Genomic DNA, 15,954 nt, shown 5'->3' with positions numbered 1-15,954 from the left:
TCGCGAAGTTCGTTTGACGCGCGGAGCAGGTCCGCGCCTGCAGGTCTCTAGCGATAGACGTCGGTGTAGAGCTCGGACGGATCGGGCTCCGGATCGTGCTGCGCGAAATCCGCGGCCGCGTTGACGACCTCGCGCACCTCCGCATCGATGGCCTTCAAATCCTGCTCGCTCACCTTTGCCGCGAGCAGGCGGTTACGCACCTGCTCGATCGGGTCCTGATCGTGGCGAACCTTCTCGACCTCCTCGCGCGTGCGGTACTTCGCCGGGTCGGACATCGAATGCCCGCGATAGCGGTAGGTCTGCATTTCCAGGATGTACGGACCCTTGCCGGCGCGGCACCAGGCGATCGCCTCCTCGCCCGCAGCCTTGACCGCGCGCACGTCCATGCCGTCGACCTGCTTGCCGGGGATGTTGAAGGAGGCGCCGCGCTTGGAGAAATCGGTCTGCGCCGAGGAGCGCGTCACCGAGGTGCCCATCGCGTAGCGGTTGTTCTCGATGACATAGACCACGGGCAGCTTCCACAGCTCCGCCATGTTGAAGCTTTCATAGACCTGGCCCTGGTTGGCGGCGCCGTCGCCGAAATAGGCAAGGCTCACGGAATCATTGCCGCGGTAGCGGTTGGCGAAGGCAAGGCCGGTGCCGAGCGACACCTGCGCGCCGACGATGCCGTGGCCGCCGTAGAAGTTCTCCTTCAAGGAGAACATGTGCATGGAGCCGCCCTTGCCCTTGGAGTAGCCGCCGCGGCGCCCCGTGAGCTCGGCCATCACACCCTTCGGGTCCATGCCGCAGGCCAGCATGTGACCGTGATCGCGGTATCCCGTTATGACCTCGTCGCCCTTCTTCAGGGCCATCTGCATGCCGACGACGACGGCTTCCTGGCCGATATAGAGATGGCAGAAGCCGCCGATCGCGCCCATGCCGTAGAGCTGGCCGGCCTTCTCCTCGAAGCGCCGGATCAGCAGCATGTCGCGCAGCGCCTTGAGCTCCTGATCTCGTGAAAATTCGGGCGGCGAGCCGTTCCCCTTGTCCTGACCTTTTTCTTTGACGTCGGGCTTCTTGGGAGCGGCCATGGCAATTCCGATGTTGAGAGAGTGGTTTGCCCTCTCTAACTCAAGTCAAACCCGCGCGAAAGGATTGCGTGTTGTCGCAGTGATTTTGGCCATGCCGCACTGCAACGCAGCACGACATTTTTGAACACCCTGTTGCAGCTTTTTGAAATTTATTGGTGTCGACGGATGAGGACCACTAGTTCGGCTTCGGATTGTTGATCCGGACCAGGTCGTGCGGGTTGGCATAGTCGAGCTGGTAGCGTGCCCGCTCGTCCAGCATGTCAGGGTCGACCCGGTCCGTGCGCAACAGCGAGACCCGCTTTTCGCCCTCAGCGCGCTCCTGCTTGAGCCGCGCCAGTTCGGAGGTCAGCGCGATGATCTCCTGGTCCAGTTCCTGGCGAGCGTTGAGGCCGTATTTGCCGGTATAGGCGTTGATGCCGAAATAGCCGATCATCAACGCCGCCATCGTGTAGAGGGCAAGCCCGGTCAGGAAGGATTTGAGGCGCGCACGCGTAACCATGCCGTCCAAGATCGGACGACGGGGTTAATAGCGGCCTAATAACCGCCCGCCCCCTCGCGCGCTGCATCTGAAAAACCCGACGCCGGCAAACGCGGAACGGCTTGCCGGCGATGCCCGAGAGGCAGAAGTGGGCGCGGTGCTTCGACCTCAGGCGCCTGCGCTTGCGCGGATCTGCCGGTCGACGAAGGCGGCAAAAGCCGAAAGATATTGCTGGATCACCTTCTGCAGCGGCTCTTTCACCAGCTCGCCCTTGTCGTTGAAGGCGTCGCCGACAGCGGTGAGGTAGATCTCGGGCTGGCCGAGGATCGGCCCCGAGATGCCGGGCAGGATGTTCTGCAGATGCTTGGCTGCGCTGACGCCGCCAAGCGGACCGGGTGAATTGGAGACAATCCCGGTCGGCTTGCCGAGGAACGAGCTCTTGCCGTAGGGGCGCGAGGCAACGTCGATAGCGTTCTTCAGCACGCCAGGAATCGAGCGGTTGTATTCCGGCGTGATGAACAGCACCCCGCTCGCCTTCTGGATCTTTTCCCGGAACGCCAGCCAGTCGGCCGGCGGGTTGGCTTCCAGGTCCTGGTTGAAGAAGGAAAGGCCGTGCAGCGTGGTGACCTCGAGCTTCAGCGAGGCCGGAGCAAGCTTCGCAAAGGCATTGGCGATCTTCAGCGTAAAGCTTTCTTTGCGGATGCTGCCGACGAGCGTGACGATGTGATGCGGGCTGGCCATGGACTATCCTTCTTGAAAAAGACCGGGGTCCACCTCCCTTAGACCAGGCCGGCGGAAACATGCAAGTGCATGAACAGGTAAATTCGGAAACACTGCGTTCGCGGAGAGCCGATTCACGCGGCGGCCCCGGCCAAAAATTGACGGGCCCAGATCAGTCATCGCGTGTCTCCCCTGCACGTCCGTGCAGGTTCTCCTGCACGGACGTACATTTGCGAACGGCCTTTCGCCTGCGCCGAGGCAAGGGTCTATTCTCGCGACGCTCATCCACCCTTGTTCGGGTTGATGAGAAATTTCTCGCCGGTCGAGCGCTTCGCGTAGACGGCGATGTTGGCGAGGTCGAGCGCCTCCTGCAGCGAGATGACCTTGCCGTAGTGGCTGGCGAAGGTGGTCTTGAGTTCCGCCATCACGCGCTGGCGCAGTCTTGCGCCATCCGCCGCGCCGATCTTCATCAGGAACGGAAACAGCAGCCAGCCGCCGACGCCCCAGGCCATGCCGAAATTGCGGCTCAGCTCGATCGGCCCGGGATCGAGGCTGCCATAGACATAGACCTGCTTGTGCACGTTCGATCCGTAACGGCTGTAGGTGGTCGCCGTCTTGTTGATCGCCGCTTCCATCGCGGTGAGGATCTGGCCTGCGAGCCGGCCGCCGCCGATCGCGTCGAACGCGATGGTTGCGCCGGTCTCGATCAGCGCCTTGGTCAGTTCGTCCATGAAGCCGGGCGACTTGGAATCGACCACGTGTTTGGCGCCGATCTTGTGCAGGATGTCAGCCTGCTCCTGGTTGCGCACGATATTGACGAGGGGAATGCCGTCTTTCAGGCAGATCTTGTTCAGCATCTGCCCGAGATTGGACGCGGCCGCCGTGTGCACCAGCGCCTTGTGGCCCTCGCGGCGCATAGTCTCGGTCATGCCGAGCGCGGTGAGCGGATTGACGAAGCACGAGGCGCCGTCCGCCGCGGACGCGCCTTCAGGCAGCACCAGCACGTCGCGGGCCTTGATGGTGCGGTACTGCGCATACATGGCGCCGCCGATCATGGCGACCGTCTTGCCCATCAGCGCCTTCGCCGCTTCGGACGAACCGGTCCGGATCACGACGCCTGCGCCCTCATTGCCGACCGGCATGGACTCGTCCAGCCGGGCCGCCATCGCCCGCATCGCGGCCTCCGGCACCTTGGCCGTGATCACGGGAGATGCCTTGCTGCCGGCGGCTCTCGCCGTCGTCATGTCGGCCGCGCCGACCAGGAGGCCGAGGTCGGACGGATTGATCGGCGTCGCCTCGACCCGCACCACGATTTCGTCGTCTGCGGGTTCGGGGGTCGGCACCTCGACCAGCGATATCTCGAGTTCGCCGCTCTTTTTGATCAGCGAACGCAATTGAAGCCCAGTTTTGCTGTCTGATGCCACGTTTGTCCTCCCTGCTTCCTGAAACCCTTGAGTTAGGGTGTCGGTCGGGACGGACAAGATGCAGGCAGGGGCGCGGGACGCCAATCAGCGAGGGCTCACGCTCTCGTCTTCATCGAGCGCGATCGTCAGGCCAGTGCCTTCAGCGCCGTCCTGCCCGCATATTTCGCCTGTGTCCCGAGCTCCTGCTCGATCCGCAGCAACTGGTTGTATTTCGCGGTACGGTCGGAGCGCGCCAGCGAGCCCGTCTTGATCTGCCCGCAATTGGTGGCGACCGCGAGATCGGCAATCGTGGAATCCTCGGTCTCGCCGGAACGGTGCGACATCACAGCGGTGTAGCCGGCCTTGTAGGCCATCTCGATCGCGGCAAGCGTTTCGGTCAGCGAACCGATCTGGTTGACCTTGACCAGGATGGAGTTGGCGAGGCCGCGCTTGATGCCATCGGCGAGCCGCTTGACATTGGTGACGAACAGGTCGTCGCCGACGAGCTGGCACTTCTTGCCGATCAGGTCGGTCAGCTCCTTCCAGCCGTCCATGTCGTCTTCCGACATGCCGTCCTCGATGGTGACGATCGGATAGCGCGCGACGAGGTCGGCGAGGTATTTCGCCTGCTCCGAGCGCGAGCGGCTCTTCTTCTCTCCTTCGTAAACGTATTTGCCGTCCTTGAAGAACTCGGTCGAGGCACAGTCGAGCCCGAGCACGACGTCGTCGCCCGCCTTGTAGCCGGCCTTGCCGATCGCATTCATGATGAAATCGAGCGCGGCGTCCGCCGTCGGCAGGTTCGGCGCGAAGCCGCCTTCGTCGCCGACATTGGTGTTGTGGCCGGCCTTCTTCAACTCGCCGCGCAAGGTGTGGAAGACCTCCGAGCCGCAGCGCAGGGCGTCCGCGAAGGTCTTCGCGCCGACGGGAAGGATCATGAATTCCTGGAAGTCGATCGGGTTGTCGGCATGCACGCCGCCATTGATGATGTTCATCATCGGCACCGGCAGCGTCCGCGCCGAGGTGCCGCCGACATAGCGGTAGAGCGGCAGGTCGCGCGACTGCGCGGCGGCCTTGGCGACCGCCAGCGAGACGCCGAGGATGGCATTGGCCCCGAGCCGGCTCTTGTTCGGCGTGCCGTCGAGCCCGATCATGGTCTCGTCGATCTGTACCTGCTGCTCGGCGTCCATGCCGCCGATCGCTTCCATGATCTCGCCGTTGACGGCGCCGACCGCCTTCTGCACGCCCTTGCCCAGATAGCGCGATTTGTCCCCGTCACGAAGCTCGACGGCCTCATGCGCGCCGGTGGAAGCGCCCGAAGGCACCGCCGCACGCCCGAGCGAGCCGTCCTCCAGGATGACGTCGACCTCGACGGTCGGGTTGCCGCGGCTATCGAGGATTTCGCGGCCGATAATGTCGACGATGGCGGTCATGGCGGGCTTCCTTGAAAGAGCGATGTTGATGGCGGGCGTCTTACACGTCGTGCAAGCAAATGTGAACGCTTGATCCGCTGGCCTTGCCTGACGGGTCAGGGCCGCCGGACTATGCTGCGGTCGTTGCTCCTTTATCGAGGGAGGTAACGCAATGAATCGCCGCCGGTTTCTCGCCTCGACGTCAGCCGCATTGCTCGTTGCGCCGCTCGTGTCGCGCAACCTGTTCGCGCAGGAGGGCCCGTTCCGGATCCGCTATTTCCCGCTTCCCGCCGGCGCCGGCGTGCATGATGTCGCGCCCGGCGCGGCCGGACCGGTCTGGTTCACCAGCCAGCGTAGCGGCGCGCTCGGCCGCCTCACGCCGGAGGACGGCTCCGCCAAGCTGGTCGATCTCGGCAAGGACGCTGCGCCGCATGGCGTGATCATCGGTCCCGACGGCGCGCCCTGGGTCACCGATGGCGGGCAGAACGCGATCGCCCGCGTCGATCCCGCCGACCACAAGGTGACGCTGTTCCGCCTGCCTGAAAAGGAAGACTACGCCAATCTCAATACGGCTGCGTTCGATCGCAATGGAATCCTGTGGTTCACGGGCCAGTCCGGCGTCTACGGCAGGCTTGATCCGAAATCCGGCGACATCACCGTTTTCAAGTCCCCGCGCGGGCCCGGAACCTATGGCATGACGGCGACGCCAAGCGGCGACATCTGGTACGCCTCGCTCGCCGGCAACCACATCGCCAGGATCGACATCGGAAGCGGCAACGCGACTGTGGTCGAGCCGCCGACGCCACAACAGGGCGCGCGCCGCGTCTGGTCGGACTCCAGGGGCCGCATCTGGGTGAGCGAGTGGAACAGCGGCCATGTCTCGGTGCACGATCCCGCTGATAGTTCGTGGAAGAGCTGGAAGCTGCCCGGGGATCATCCGCGCACCTATGCCGTCTATGTCGACGACAGGGACAAGGTCTGGCTGAGCGATTTCTCCGCCAATGCCATCCTGCGCTTCGATCCCGCCAGCGAAACCTTCAGCACCTTCGCGAGCGACAAGGCGGGCGCGAGTGTGCGGCAGTTGAACGGCCGACCGGGACAGGTCTGGGGCGGCGAATCCGGCAACGACCGGCTGGTCATGATCCGGACGGTCTAGAGCGTTTTCGAGCGAAGTGGGTACCGGTTCGCGCGAAGAAAACGCGTCAAAACAAGAAACTAGAGCATCGGTTCTGATTCCATCAGAACCGAACATACTCTAGCGTTGCGAATGCTCCTGCCCCTGCGGCCGTCACGCTGACGGTTGACGGCGACGCCCGCGTGGTCCATGTCGGATTTTCGACAGGACCCAAAAATGGCTCGAAATCCCCTACAGCTCGGCCGCGCCGTGGCGTGGCCGGCATCCCCCGAAGCGGCGCAGCTCGACCGCGTGCCCAATCCGCAAAAGGGCACCGACTATCTCGTGCGCTTCACCGTGCCGGAGTTCACCTCGATCTGCCCGGTGACGGGACAGCCTGATTTCGCGCATCTCGTGATCGACTATGCGCCGGGCCAATGGCTGCTGGAGTCGAAGTCGCTCAAGCTCTATGTCGCGAGCTTTCGCAACCACGGCGCCTTCCACGAGGATTGCACCGTGATGATCGGCAAGCGCATCGCCGCCGAGATCAAGCCGAAATGGATCCGGATCGGCGGCTACTGGTATCCGCGCGGCGGCATCCCGATCGACGTGTTCTGGCAGGCGGGCCGGCTGCCGAAGGGACTCTGGGTCCCCGAGCAGGGTGTCGCGCCCTATCGCGGCCGGGGCTGACGCAAAATCTCCAGGCTCAAGCCTTCACGTCCGGCCGCATTCCCGCGTCCGCAGGCGCGCGCTGGCGCAACAGCCGCGCGCAGGCAAACCCGAGCGCGATCATCACGGCCCCCGCGATCAGCAGGGTCGCAACTTTGCCGGCATGCGCCAGGCCGAAACCGTAGGCGATCGGACCGATCGTCTGGCCCATGAAGAAGAAGAACGAATGCAGCGACAGCGCGGTCGCGCGCGCCTCGACCGACAATTCGCTGGCAAAGACCTGCAGGCAGCCGTGGATCATGTAGAAGCCCCAGCCCATGAACAGGAGGTTGATCCCCTGCACCTTCCAGGGCGGGCCAAAAGCCGTGGCCATGAGCTGCACCCCGACCAGGGTGGCGCCTGCGATCATCATGCCCTTGACGCCAAGCCGTGGCAGGAAGCGCGAGACGGAGAGCGTGTAGAACAATCCGCCGACCGCAAATCCCGCGATCACGATGCCTGCGATCGAGAGCGAGGTTTCGCCGCCCTCGAACAGGAACGACGCGATGAAGGGAAACAGCCCGAGCACGCAGCAGCCTTCGATGAAGACGGCGGAATAGCAAAACTTCGCGTTCGGGTTGGTGAAGATGGTGTGATAGCCGTGGCGTAGCGCAGACAGATTGGTGCGCGGCGGACGCTTCAAATCGGCGCCGCGAAAACCCGCCGCCACCGCGATCGAGGAGAGAACGACGAGAGCGCCGAGCACCGCGAGCACGCCGCGCCAGCCGAGCCAGTCGCCGATCAGGCCGGAGGCCGACGCGCCGAGCAGGTTTCCGGTCATCGCGCCGGCGAGCGTCCGCCCGATCGCGACCTGGCGCTTCTCCGCACCGACGAGGTCGCTGGTCAGCCCGAGCGAGACCGGGAAGACGCCGCCGGCGCCGACGCCCGCAAGGATGCGGGTCGCGAACAGAAGCGGAAACGAGGTCGAGAGCGCGCCGAGGATGTTGGCAAGCCCGAGCAGCACGAGACAGATGATCATCAGCCGCGCCTTGCCGAACAGGTCGGCGGCCGCCCCGATCAACGGCTGCACGGCCGCGAAGGTGAAGGCGAACACGGCGGCAAAGCTCGCGGCGGTCGCGATGCTCACCGAAAAATCGTCCGCGACATGCGGCAGCACCGGATCGAGCGCACGCGCCGACAGGCTTGCCGCAAAGGTCGCCAGCGCAATGATATTGAGAACCGGCGGCAGGCGCTGGTCGCGCGCGCCGGGCGTCGCCTGATGCATCAGCCCGCCTTCTTGGCGAGCGCGTCGAATGCCATCAGGCGGCGCAGCAGCCCCTCGAACTCGCGCAGCGGCACCATGTTGGGGCCGTCGGAGGGGGCGTGGTCGGGATCGGGATGGGTCTCGATGAAAACGCCGGCGACGCCGACCGCGACCGCGGCGCGCGCCAGCACGGGCACGAATTCGCGCTCGCCGCCGGACGAGGCGCCCTTGCCGCCCGGCTGCTGCACCGAATGCGTCGCGTCGAAGATAACCGGCGCGCCGGTGGTGCGCGCGAGAATCGGCAGCGCCCGCATGTCTGACACGAGCGTGTTGTAGCCGAAGGAAGCGCCGCGCTCGGTGACGAGCACGTTGGCGTTGCCGCCGCCGGTGATCTTGGCGACGACATTGGCCATGTCCCACGGCGCGAGGAACTGCCCCTTCTTGACATTGACGACCCGGCCGGTCGCCGCCGCCGCAACCAGCAGGTCGGTCTGGCGGCACAGGAAGGCGGGGATCTGCAGCACGTCGACGGCTTCCGCCACCTCGGCGCATTGCACGGCCTCGTGCACGTCGGTGAGCACGGGCAGGCCGAGCGAGGAACGGATTTCGGCAAAGATCGGCAGCGACGCGTGAAGGCCGAGCCCGCGCGCGGCGGAGGCGCTGGTGCGGTTGGCCTTGTCGAAGGAGGTCTTGTAGACGAGCCCGATCTTCAGCCTGGCCGCGATCTCCTTCAGCGCCGCGGCGACCTCCAGCGCGTGGGCCCGACTCTCGAGCTGGCACGGACCGGCAATGACCGATATCGGCAGATCGTTGCCGAACCTGACCGATCCGACGTTCACGACCGGCGCTGCTGACGGGGTTGAGCTCACGAGGCGGCTTCCTTTTTCGGCCGCGACCATATCGGTGGAATCCTGCCGATCAAGCCCATTTCAGCCGGGAATGTCAGGGTTGCGGAGCCTCATTTCACCGCTGAGAACGACGTCGGGGCCAGCAACTGGTTGACGATGTTGCCGACGATCTGGCCGTCTTCCTCGGTCTTGGCGCGCGCCGCGATCCATTCCGGGTCGCTCTGGAACGCGGTCCATTTCTTCTCGCGCTCGGCAAGCGACTCCCAGGCGAGCAAATAGGTCAGTTCCTGGTTGGAGTCACCGACGATCGTGGTGAAGAACCCGGCCTGCTTGATGCCGTGCTTCTCCCACAATTTGAGCGTGATGGTGTCGAAGCGCTTGATCAGCGCCGGCAAACGGCCCGGCAGACAACGATAGACACGCATTTCGTAGATCATCGGCAGCCTCCCTGATTGTGTCCATGGTGCGGCAAGCGGCGCTTTGTCGCAACAATTCCCTCCCCCGTCAAAGGCCGAAACAGCATCGCAGACCCCTGCTCCGCGCGGTGAACGTGCCGCAACTCGCCGGGGCTTTCCCGCAAGGTAGCCGCAATGCTAGGCCGCTAGGACTGGCCGCAGGAACCTGGATGCCTCGCATGCGAATTCTGCTCGTCGAAGATGAAACCGGAATGGCCGCGGCGCTCACCTCGGCCCTGAAGGGCTATGACATGGTGGTCGACCATGTCCCGACGCTGGCCGAGGCGAAGGACGTGATTTCCGGCGACCTGCATCGCGCGGTGCTGCTCGACCGCCAGCTCCCCGACGGCGACGGCCTTTCGCTGATTCCGACGCTGCGGGCCAAGGCCGAGGGCGTGCCGATCATCGTGCTGACCGCGCGCGGCGAGCTTGCTGACCGCATCGCCGGACTCGACGGCGGCGCCGACGACTATCTGGCAAAGCCCTTCGCGGTCGAGGAACTGATGGCCCGGCTGCGCGCGGTGCTGCGCCGGCCGGCCGACATGCGCTCGGACTTCGTCAAGGCCGGTCGCCTCACCTTCGACTTTCACCATCGCGAGGCCGACGTCGCGGGCCAGCCGCTCGACCTGCCCCGCCGCGAGCTTCTGGTGCTGGAAACGCTGCTGCGGCGGCTCGGCCGCACCGTGCTGCGAAGCGCGCTCGAGGAGGCGGTGTACAATTTCGACGACGAGGTGCAGCCGAACGCGCTCGACACCCACATCTCGAGGCTCCGCCGCAAGCTCGCCGAGGCCGAGACCGGCGTCGAGATTCACTCGATCCGCGGTGTCGGCTATCTCCTGAAGCAGACCGCATGAGCGGAAGCGCCGCCGCCCATTCGCTGCGCTCGCGCCTGATCCGCTGGCTGGTGCCGCTGCAGGCAGGACTGCTCGCGCTGTTGACGCTGCTCGTCATGAGCACGCTGTTTCTGACCGGGCTGTTGCTCGACGACCGCGACGAGGAACACGCCATCGACGTCGTCACGCAGGCCGTCACGCGCGATGTCGGCGGCGGGCTGATGCTGCGACCGACCCGGGATCTCCAGAAGCTGCGCGCAGAGACGCCCGACCTCTGGTTCCTGGTCCGCGACCGGCGCGGCCATTCGATCTCTGAAGGCATGGTGCCGGCGGAATTCGGCAAGATCGGCGATGCGCTCGACGACATCAGCCAGGCCCGCCTCGGCTGGCAGATGTTCGACGACGATCCGCGCAAGCCGGCCGCGCGGATGAAACGCGTGTCCACCGCCGCGGGCACCGTGCTGATCCTGACCGCGACGCAGGGCCCGATGTCGTTCACCAAGGCCCTGCTCGCGACCTCGATCGCTTTCGTCAGCTTCGCGCTGCCGAGCCTTGCCCTGATGACGCTTGCCACCTTCCTCGCCACGCCCATCGTGGTGCGGCGGGCGCTGGCGGGCCTTGACGCGGCGGCGAGCAAGGCCCGCCAGATCGACATCCACAAGCGCGGCACGCGATTGCCGACCCAGGGTGTGCCCGCTGAAGTGACCCCGCTCGTGACCGCCGTCAACGACGCGCTGAAGCGGCTCGACGATGGCTATGTGCGGCATCAGCGCTTCATTGCCGATGCGGCCCATGAGTTGCGCACGCCGATCGCGATCCTGACCACGCGGCTGGAATCGCTGCCACCGAGCGCGGACAAGACGCGGCTTGCCGAGGACGCCGCACGGCTCGCCACCCTCGCCGAGCAGCTGCTCGACATCCAGCGGCTCGACCAGCACCGCAATCCCTTCACCACAATCGATCTGGTCGGCCTCGGCCGCCGCGTCACTGCCGATCTGGCGCCGCTTGCGATCGCCGCCGGCTATGATCTCGCATTCGATGCCGCCGACGCGCGGATCGCAACGCGCGGCGACCAGATGGCGCTGGAGCGGGCGCTGACCAACCTGGTGCAGAACGCGATCCAGCATGGCGGCCGCCGCGGCACCATCAGCATCCGCGTGAGCCATCCGGCGACCATCGAGGTCAGCGATCAGGGCGACGGCATTCCCGAGGAGCAGCAGGCGCTGATCTTCGAACCCTTCTACCGGGTGCATCCGCTCGACCGCGGCGCAGGGCTCGGCCTCAACATGGTGCGCGAGATCGTGCATCTGCATGGCGGCGAGATCACGGTGATCGACAGCACCGATGGCGGCGCCTGCTTCCGCATGGCGCTGCCGCCGACGGCGTGAGCGAAGCGCATCGCGCGGCACCGACGCCGAAGCCTCCCCTCAAAGACATCACATCGGCGTCATGCTTCACCGACGGCACCACACGCCATGCTGATGCAAGGCAGCGACGCGATCATCCGCGTGTCTCGCGATCGAATCGATCGCGGTCTTCCTCGCCAGCGGCGCCGCCGCTGCAAGAAAACGCCGGAGCACGCATGCCAAACGACGTCCTGTCCTTCTTCCTCGCCTGGGCATCCGCCCCCCGCCGCGTCGGCGCACTCGCGCCGTCAGGCGCTGCGCTCGCCGACCTGATCACGCGCGACATCACCCCGGCGAGCGGCCCGGTCCTCGAACTCGGTCCGGGCACCGGCGTCTTCACCTACCGCCTGCTCGAGCGCGGCGTCCATCCGCAGGACCTGACGCTGGTCGAATATGGCTCGGACTTCATGCGGCTGTTGCAGGTGCGCTTCCCCGGCGCGCGCGTGCTTTGGATGGATGCGGCGCGGCTCGCCGAGGAGCGGCTCTATGACGGCGCGCCGGTCGGCGCCGTGATCAGCGGCCTGCCGCTGCTCAACATGTCGACGCGGAAAGTGATCTCGATCCTGGGCGGCGCCTTCAGCTATCTGCGGCCGGGTGGCGCGTTCTACCAGTTCACCTATGGCATGCGCTGTCCGGTGCCGCGGCCGGTGCTCGACCGGCTTGGATTGAAGGCGACGCTGGTGGATCGCGCCCTGAGCAACGTGCCGCCGGCCGCGGTCTACCGCCTCACGCGACGGCCGCAATGCCGACTGATCGTGCGCAACAACGACGCGGCAGCGCCCGCCGATCGACGCACGACGCTGAGCGCCTGCACCGTCTAGAGCATGATCCCTCGCGACAAACGCGGGAACGCGTTTGCGCGGAGATCATGCTCCATCAAAAACCCAAAGCGCGATGGCGATCAAACCTTATTCCATCGCGCTTTAGGACGGATGGGCCTCACACCAGGCGGCTCTGCACCATGGCCGCCTGGATGAAGGAAGCGAACAGAGGATGCGGCTCAAACGGCCGCGACTTCAGCTCGGGATGGAATTGCACGCCGATGAACCAGGGATGGTCCTCATATTCGACGATCTCGGGCAGCACGCCGTCGGGCGAAAGCCCTGAGAATTTCAGCCCATGCTGCTCGAGCCGGTCCTTGTAGGCGGTGTTGACCTCGTAGCGATGGCGATGACGTTCCGAAATCTCGGTGGCACCGCCATAGACTTCCGACACCCTGCTGCCGCGCTTGAGGATCGCGGGATAGGCGCCGAGCCGCATGGTGCCGCCGAGGTCGCCGTTCCCCGAGCGCTTCTCGAGCTCATTGCCGCGCAGCCATTCCGTCATCAGGCCAACTACCGGCTCCGGCGTCGGGCCGAACTCGGTCGAGTTCGCCTGCTCGACGCCGACGAGATTGCGCGCGGCCTCGATCACGGCCATCTGCATGCCGAAGCAGATGCCGAAATAGGGGACGTCGCGCTCGCGCGCGAACTGCGCCGCCCTGATCTTGCCCTCGGCGCCGCGCTGGCCGAAGCCGCCGGGCACCAGGATGCCGTTGACGTGCTCGAGGAACGGCGCGGGGTCCTCGTTCTCGAACACCTCGCTCTCGATCCAGTCCAGGTTGACCTTCACCTTGTTGGCGATGCCGCCGTGCGACAGCGCCTCGATCAGCGACTTATAGGCATCCTTCATGCCGGTATATTTGCCGACGATGGCGATGGTGACGTCGCCTTCGGGATTGCGGATGCGCTCGTTGATGGTGTGCCAGCTCTTGAGCGCCGGCGGCACCTTGGGCGTGATGCCGAACGCGGCCAGCACCTCGTCGTCGAGGCCGGCGGCATGGTAGGCCTCGGGCACCGCGTAGATGTTGTCGACGTCGCGCGCCTCGATCACGGCGCTTTCGCGCACGTTGCAGAACAGGCCGAGCTTGCGCCGCTCCTCCTTGGGAATTTCCCGGTCGGTGCGGCAGAGCAGGATGTCCGGCTGGATGCCGATCGAGCGCAGCTCCTTCACCGAGTGCTGGGTCGGCTTGGTCTTCAACTCGCCGGCGCTCGGGATGTAGGGCAGCAGCGTCAAATGGATGTAGATGGCGTGATCGCGCGGCAGGTCGTTCTTGATCTGGCGGATCGCCTCGAAGAACGGCAGGCCCTCGATGTCGCCGACCGTGCCGCCGATCTCGACCAGCACGAAATCGAACTCGTCATTGCCGGAGACGATGAAATCCTTGATCGCGTTGGTGACGTGCGGGACCACCTGGATGGTGGCGCCGAGATAGTCGCCGCGCCGCTCCTTGGTGAGAATATCCTGGTAGATGCGCCCGGTGGTGATGTTGTCGGCCTTGGTGGCCGGACGCCCGGTGAAGCGCTCGTAATGGCCGAGATCGAGATCGGTCTCGGCACCATCGTCGGTCACGAACACTTCGCCGTGCTGATACGGCGACATCGTGCCGGGATCGAGATTGAGATAGGGATCGAGCTTCCTGAGCCGAACCTTGTAGCCACGCGCCTGCAGCAGCGCGCCTAACGCGGCTGAAGCCAGACCCTTTCCGAGCGAGGAAACCACGCCGCCGGTGATGAAGATGTACCGCGCCATGGGAATTAACCTTTAACGCCTGGGAGGCGATTCGCCAAAGTTAAACGCGTAACCCGGCGATTGCGGCGCCGGGCTGTGGGTGAGCTGGAATTGGAAGCTTTGTCAGCCCCTTAATGGGGGTTCCTGACGCGGGATGCCAGCATCTGTCCCGCATGGCCACCCTGCTTTATTGCGAGCGTGGCGCCTGCGGCGCGGCCGGAGCCTGCTGGTTCTGCTGCTCGTCGGCCTTTTTCAGGGTGTCCAGGATGCCGCCGGAGGTCGGAGGCGCGATCGGGGTCGCCCCGCCGCCTGCCGGCTGCGATTGCGAGGCCGGTTGCGCGCCGATGATGGAACTCGGCTTGCGGTCGTAGCTGGCGAGCCAGGACAAAAGGAGACTGGTGGCGAAAAAGCCCACCGCCAGCACGGCGGTCGTCCGCGTCAGCAGGTTCGCGGTGCCGCGGCTCGACATGAAGCCGGCACCGCCGCCCATACCGAGTCCGCCGCCTTCCGATTTCTGCAGCAGCACGGCGCCGATCAGGACCGCCACGATCATGAGGTGGATGACGATAATGACAGTCTGCATCTAAAAAGCCTTCCGGTCGCAAACCTGCCGGGTTCCGGCCGCGAGACGCGGGCTTGCGGGGTTTTTCGGGTTGCGCGGGTGTTACACGATCGGACCCGGCATTGTCACCCCCGATGCGCGCCCGGCTCGCCCAACGGTTAGCTAGGGACATCCCAGTGTGGTGGTTCGGAAGTTCTCTACACCCTCTCAGCAGCTTATTTAGAGAACTTCCGAACCAAAACCACACTGAAATCAAAAATTTGGTAGTGCCCTTTTGGATCCGAAGGTCGCTCCCGGCCTGCTGCGAGTTCAGGCGAGCTTCGGATCCGGGGCACTACCTGCGATCGCAAGGAAATCGGCCGCTTTCAGGCTCGCCCCGCCGACCAGCGCACCGTTGACGTTGGCGACCGACAGCAGCTCGGCGGCATTGCCGGGCTTCACCGAGCCCCCATAGAGGATGCGAATCCTGTCGCCCTCCCCCTTGAACCTGCCCTTGAGGGAATCCCGGATAAAGCGATGAACTTGCTCGACATCCGCGGTGGTGGGGGTGAGACCCGTGCCGATCGCCCAGACCGGCTCGTAGGCCACCACCAGGTTACCGGCCGTGCTGCCGTCGGGGAGCGATCCCGCAAGCTGGCCGCCGCAGATATCAAGCGTCTTGCCACCATCGCGCTGCCCGCGCGTCTCGCCGATGCAGACGATGGCGGTGAGGCCCGCGCGCCAGGCGGCCTGCGCTTTCCGTCGCACCAGCGCGTCGGTTTCGCCATGATCGGCGCGGCGCTCGGAATGGCCGACGATCACGGCCGTCGCGCCGGCATCGGCCAGCATCTCTGCCGATATGTCGCCGGTGTGCGCCCCTGACGGCTCGGGATCGCAATCCTGGCCGCCCACCGAAAATGCCGCTATGCCCTTGGCCCGTTCGGCGAAAGCCGCAATCAGCGTCGCGGGCGGGCAGACCAGGAGGTCGGCCTTCGCGGCGATTGCGGCCGCGCCCTTCGCCATGGCGTCGAATTCAGCCACGGAAGCTTTCAGCCCATTCATCTTCCAATTGCCCGCAATCAGCGGCCGAATGGCGTTCGTCATGTCGAATTCCAGTTGCCAGGGGGTTGCCAAAGGATCGTGATGCGCTAGCAGAGGCGCGCGAACAGTTCCAGCCAGAGGTTAACCGCTTCAACGCGGCGCCTTCCCTGAGGT

The 15,954-nt window shown here is 65.3% G+C and carries 16 protein-coding genes; 5 read left to right on the top strand and 11 right to left on the bottom strand.

What is annotated here, in order from left to right:
- Positions 1-47: 47 nt before the first annotated feature.
- The 5 genes from pdhA to eno form a co-directional block, all read right to left on the bottom strand.
- The gene (pdhA, locus tag QOU61_RS18020; protein WP_289661144.1) at positions 48-1,070 is read right to left on the bottom strand and encodes a pyruvate dehydrogenase (acetyl-transferring) E1 component subunit alpha; all 1,023 of its coding nucleotides are present in this window, start codon (positions 1,068-1,070) and stop codon (positions 48-50) included.
- A gap of 175 nt (positions 1,071-1,245) precedes the next feature.
- Positions 1,246-1,569 carry an FtsB family cell division protein gene (locus QOU61_RS18015; RefSeq protein ID WP_289661141.1) on the bottom strand — a complete coding sequence of 108 codons (324 nt, stop codon included), beginning with the start codon at positions 1,567-1,569 and terminating at the stop codon, positions 1,246-1,248.
- 147 nt (positions 1,570-1,716) lie between these two features.
- A complete protein-coding gene (locus QOU61_RS18010) occupies positions 1,717-2,289 on the bottom strand; it encodes an NADPH-dependent FMN reductase (protein ID WP_289661139.1) in 573 nt (190 codons plus the stop codon).
- A 260-nt stretch (positions 2,290-2,549) separates the two neighbouring features.
- A complete protein-coding gene (locus QOU61_RS18005) occupies positions 2,550-3,692 on the bottom strand; it encodes a zinc-binding dehydrogenase (protein WP_289661136.1) in 1,143 nt (380 codons plus the stop codon).
- A 125-nt stretch (positions 3,693-3,817) separates the two neighbouring features.
- Complete coding sequence (gene eno, locus QOU61_RS18000) at positions 3,818-5,101, bottom strand: phosphopyruvate hydratase (protein ID WP_289661134.1); 1,284 nt, start codon at positions 5,099-5,101, stop codon at positions 3,818-3,820.
- 151 nt (positions 5,102-5,252) lie between these two features.
- Between eno and QOU61_RS17995 the strand changes: the two genes are divergently transcribed.
- Positions 5,253-6,236: a Vgb family protein gene (locus QOU61_RS17995; RefSeq protein ID WP_289661132.1), complete on the top strand. Its 984-nt coding sequence runs from the start codon at positions 5,253-5,255 to the stop codon at positions 6,234-6,236.
- A gap of 195 nt (positions 6,237-6,431) precedes the next feature.
- Positions 6,432-6,884, top strand: coding sequence for a preQ(1) synthase (queF, locus tag QOU61_RS17990; protein ID WP_289661130.1), 453 nt, complete (start codon positions 6,432-6,434; stop codon positions 6,882-6,884).
- Positions 6,885-6,900: 16 nt separating this feature from the next.
- On the opposite strand, the gene QOU61_RS17985 is transcribed toward queF, so the two are convergent.
- The 3 genes from QOU61_RS17985 to QOU61_RS17975 form a co-directional block, all read right to left on the bottom strand.
- On the bottom strand, positions 6,901-8,127 hold the full coding sequence (locus QOU61_RS17985; protein ID WP_289661128.1) for an MFS transporter: 1,227 nt from the start codon (positions 8,125-8,127) through the stop codon (positions 6,901-6,903).
- A complete protein-coding gene (gene kdsA, locus QOU61_RS17980) occupies positions 8,127-8,975 on the bottom strand; it encodes a 3-deoxy-8-phosphooctulonate synthase (protein WP_289661125.1) in 849 nt (282 codons plus the stop codon). Before kdsA ends, QOU61_RS17985 begins: the two co-directional genes overlap by 1 nt.
- A gap of 89 nt (positions 8,976-9,064) precedes the next feature.
- The gene (locus QOU61_RS17975; RefSeq protein WP_289661123.1) at positions 9,065-9,391 is read right to left on the bottom strand and encodes an NIPSNAP family protein; all 327 of its coding nucleotides are present in this window, start codon (positions 9,389-9,391) and stop codon (positions 9,065-9,067) included.
- 197 nt (positions 9,392-9,588) lie between these two features.
- Between QOU61_RS17975 and QOU61_RS17970 the strand changes: the two genes are divergently transcribed.
- From QOU61_RS17970 to QOU61_RS17960, 3 genes are all read left to right on the top strand, one after another.
- A complete protein-coding gene (locus tag QOU61_RS17970; RefSeq protein ID WP_289661121.1) occupies positions 9,589-10,263 on the top strand; it encodes a response regulator transcription factor in 675 nt (224 codons plus the stop codon).
- Positions 10,260-11,630, top strand: a complete 1,371-nt coding sequence (locus QOU61_RS17965) for a sensor histidine kinase (RefSeq protein ID WP_289661119.1) — start codon at positions 10,260-10,262, stop codon at positions 11,628-11,630. Before QOU61_RS17970 ends, QOU61_RS17965 begins: the two co-directional genes overlap by 4 nt.
- Before the next feature lie 194 nt (positions 11,631-11,824).
- Positions 11,825-12,469: a class I SAM-dependent methyltransferase gene (locus QOU61_RS17960; RefSeq protein ID WP_289661118.1), complete on the top strand. Its 645-nt coding sequence runs from the start codon at positions 11,825-11,827 to the stop codon at positions 12,467-12,469.
- Between the two features lie 118 nt (positions 12,470-12,587).
- Here the strand turns inward: QOU61_RS17960 and pyrG are convergent, their stop codons facing one another.
- The 3 genes from pyrG to tpiA all read right to left on the bottom strand — a co-directional run bounded on the left by pyrG (position 12,588) and on the right by tpiA (position 15,843).
- A complete protein-coding gene (pyrG, locus tag QOU61_RS17955) occupies positions 12,588-14,219 on the bottom strand; it encodes a CTP synthase (RefSeq protein WP_289661116.1) in 1,632 nt (543 codons plus the stop codon).
- A gap of 166 nt (positions 14,220-14,385) precedes the next feature.
- Complete coding sequence (gene secG, locus QOU61_RS17950) at positions 14,386-14,781, bottom strand: preprotein translocase subunit SecG (protein WP_289661114.1); 396 nt, start codon at positions 14,779-14,781, stop codon at positions 14,386-14,388.
- A 288-nt stretch (positions 14,782-15,069) separates the two neighbouring features.
- Positions 15,070-15,843, bottom strand: a complete 774-nt coding sequence (gene tpiA, locus QOU61_RS17945) for a triose-phosphate isomerase (protein ID WP_289661112.1) — start codon at positions 15,841-15,843, stop codon at positions 15,070-15,072.
- Between the last annotated feature and the right edge of the window lie 111 nt (positions 15,844-15,954).

The organism is Bradyrhizobium sp. NP1 (genome assembly GCF_030378205.1).
Lineage (GTDB): Bacteria > Pseudomonadota > Alphaproteobacteria > Rhizobiales > Xanthobacteraceae > Bradyrhizobium.
Note: the sequence above shows the minus strand (reverse complement) of the source record. Positions and strands in the feature narration are given on the sequence as shown.

Excerpts from the sequence above, each read along its gene's own strand:
- QOU61_RS17960 (WP_289661118.1), top strand. The coding sequence starts at position 11,825 with ATGCCAAACGACGTCCTGTCCTTCTTCCTCGCCTGGGCATCCGCCCCC.
- pdhA (WP_289661144.1), bottom strand. The coding sequence starts at position 1,070 with ATGGCCGCTCCCAAGAAGCCCGACGTCAAAGAAAAAGGTCAGGACAAG.
- QOU61_RS17975 (WP_289661123.1), bottom strand. The coding sequence starts at position 9,391 with ATGATCTACGAAATGCGTGTCTATCGTTGTCTGCCGGGCCGTTTGCCG.
- QOU61_RS17985 (WP_289661128.1), bottom strand. The coding sequence starts at position 8,127 with ATGCATCAGGCGACGCCCGGCGCGCGCGACCAGCGCCTGCCGCCGGTT.
- QOU61_RS17970 (WP_289661121.1), top strand. The coding sequence starts at position 9,589 with ATGCGAATTCTGCTCGTCGAAGATGAAACCGGAATGGCCGCGGCGCTC.
- QOU61_RS17965 (WP_289661119.1), top strand. The coding sequence starts at position 10,260 with ATGAGCGGAAGCGCCGCCGCCCATTCGCTGCGCTCGCGCCTGATCCGC.
- queF (WP_289661130.1), top strand. The coding sequence starts at position 6,432 with ATGGCTCGAAATCCCCTACAGCTCGGCCGCGCCGTGGCGTGGCCGGCA.
- eno (WP_289661134.1), bottom strand. The coding sequence starts at position 5,101 with ATGACCGCCATCGTCGACATTATCGGCCGCGAAATCCTCGATAGCCGC.
- secG (WP_289661114.1), bottom strand. The coding sequence starts at position 14,781 with ATGCAGACTGTCATTATCGTCATCCACCTCATGATCGTGGCGGTCCTG.
- QOU61_RS17995 (WP_289661132.1), top strand. The coding sequence starts at position 5,253 with ATGAATCGCCGCCGGTTTCTCGCCTCGACGTCAGCCGCATTGCTCGTT.
- QOU61_RS18010 (WP_289661139.1), bottom strand. The coding sequence starts at position 2,289 with ATGGCCAGCCCGCATCACATCGTCACGCTCGTCGGCAGCATCCGCAAA.
- pyrG (WP_289661116.1), bottom strand. The coding sequence starts at position 14,219 with ATGGCGCGGTACATCTTCATCACCGGCGGCGTGGTTTCCTCGCTCGGA.
- QOU61_RS18015 (WP_289661141.1), bottom strand. The coding sequence starts at position 1,569 with ATGGTTACGCGTGCGCGCCTCAAATCCTTCCTGACCGGGCTTGCCCTC.
- tpiA (WP_289661112.1), bottom strand. The coding sequence starts at position 15,843 with ATGACGAACGCCATTCGGCCGCTGATTGCGGGCAATTGGAAGATGAAT.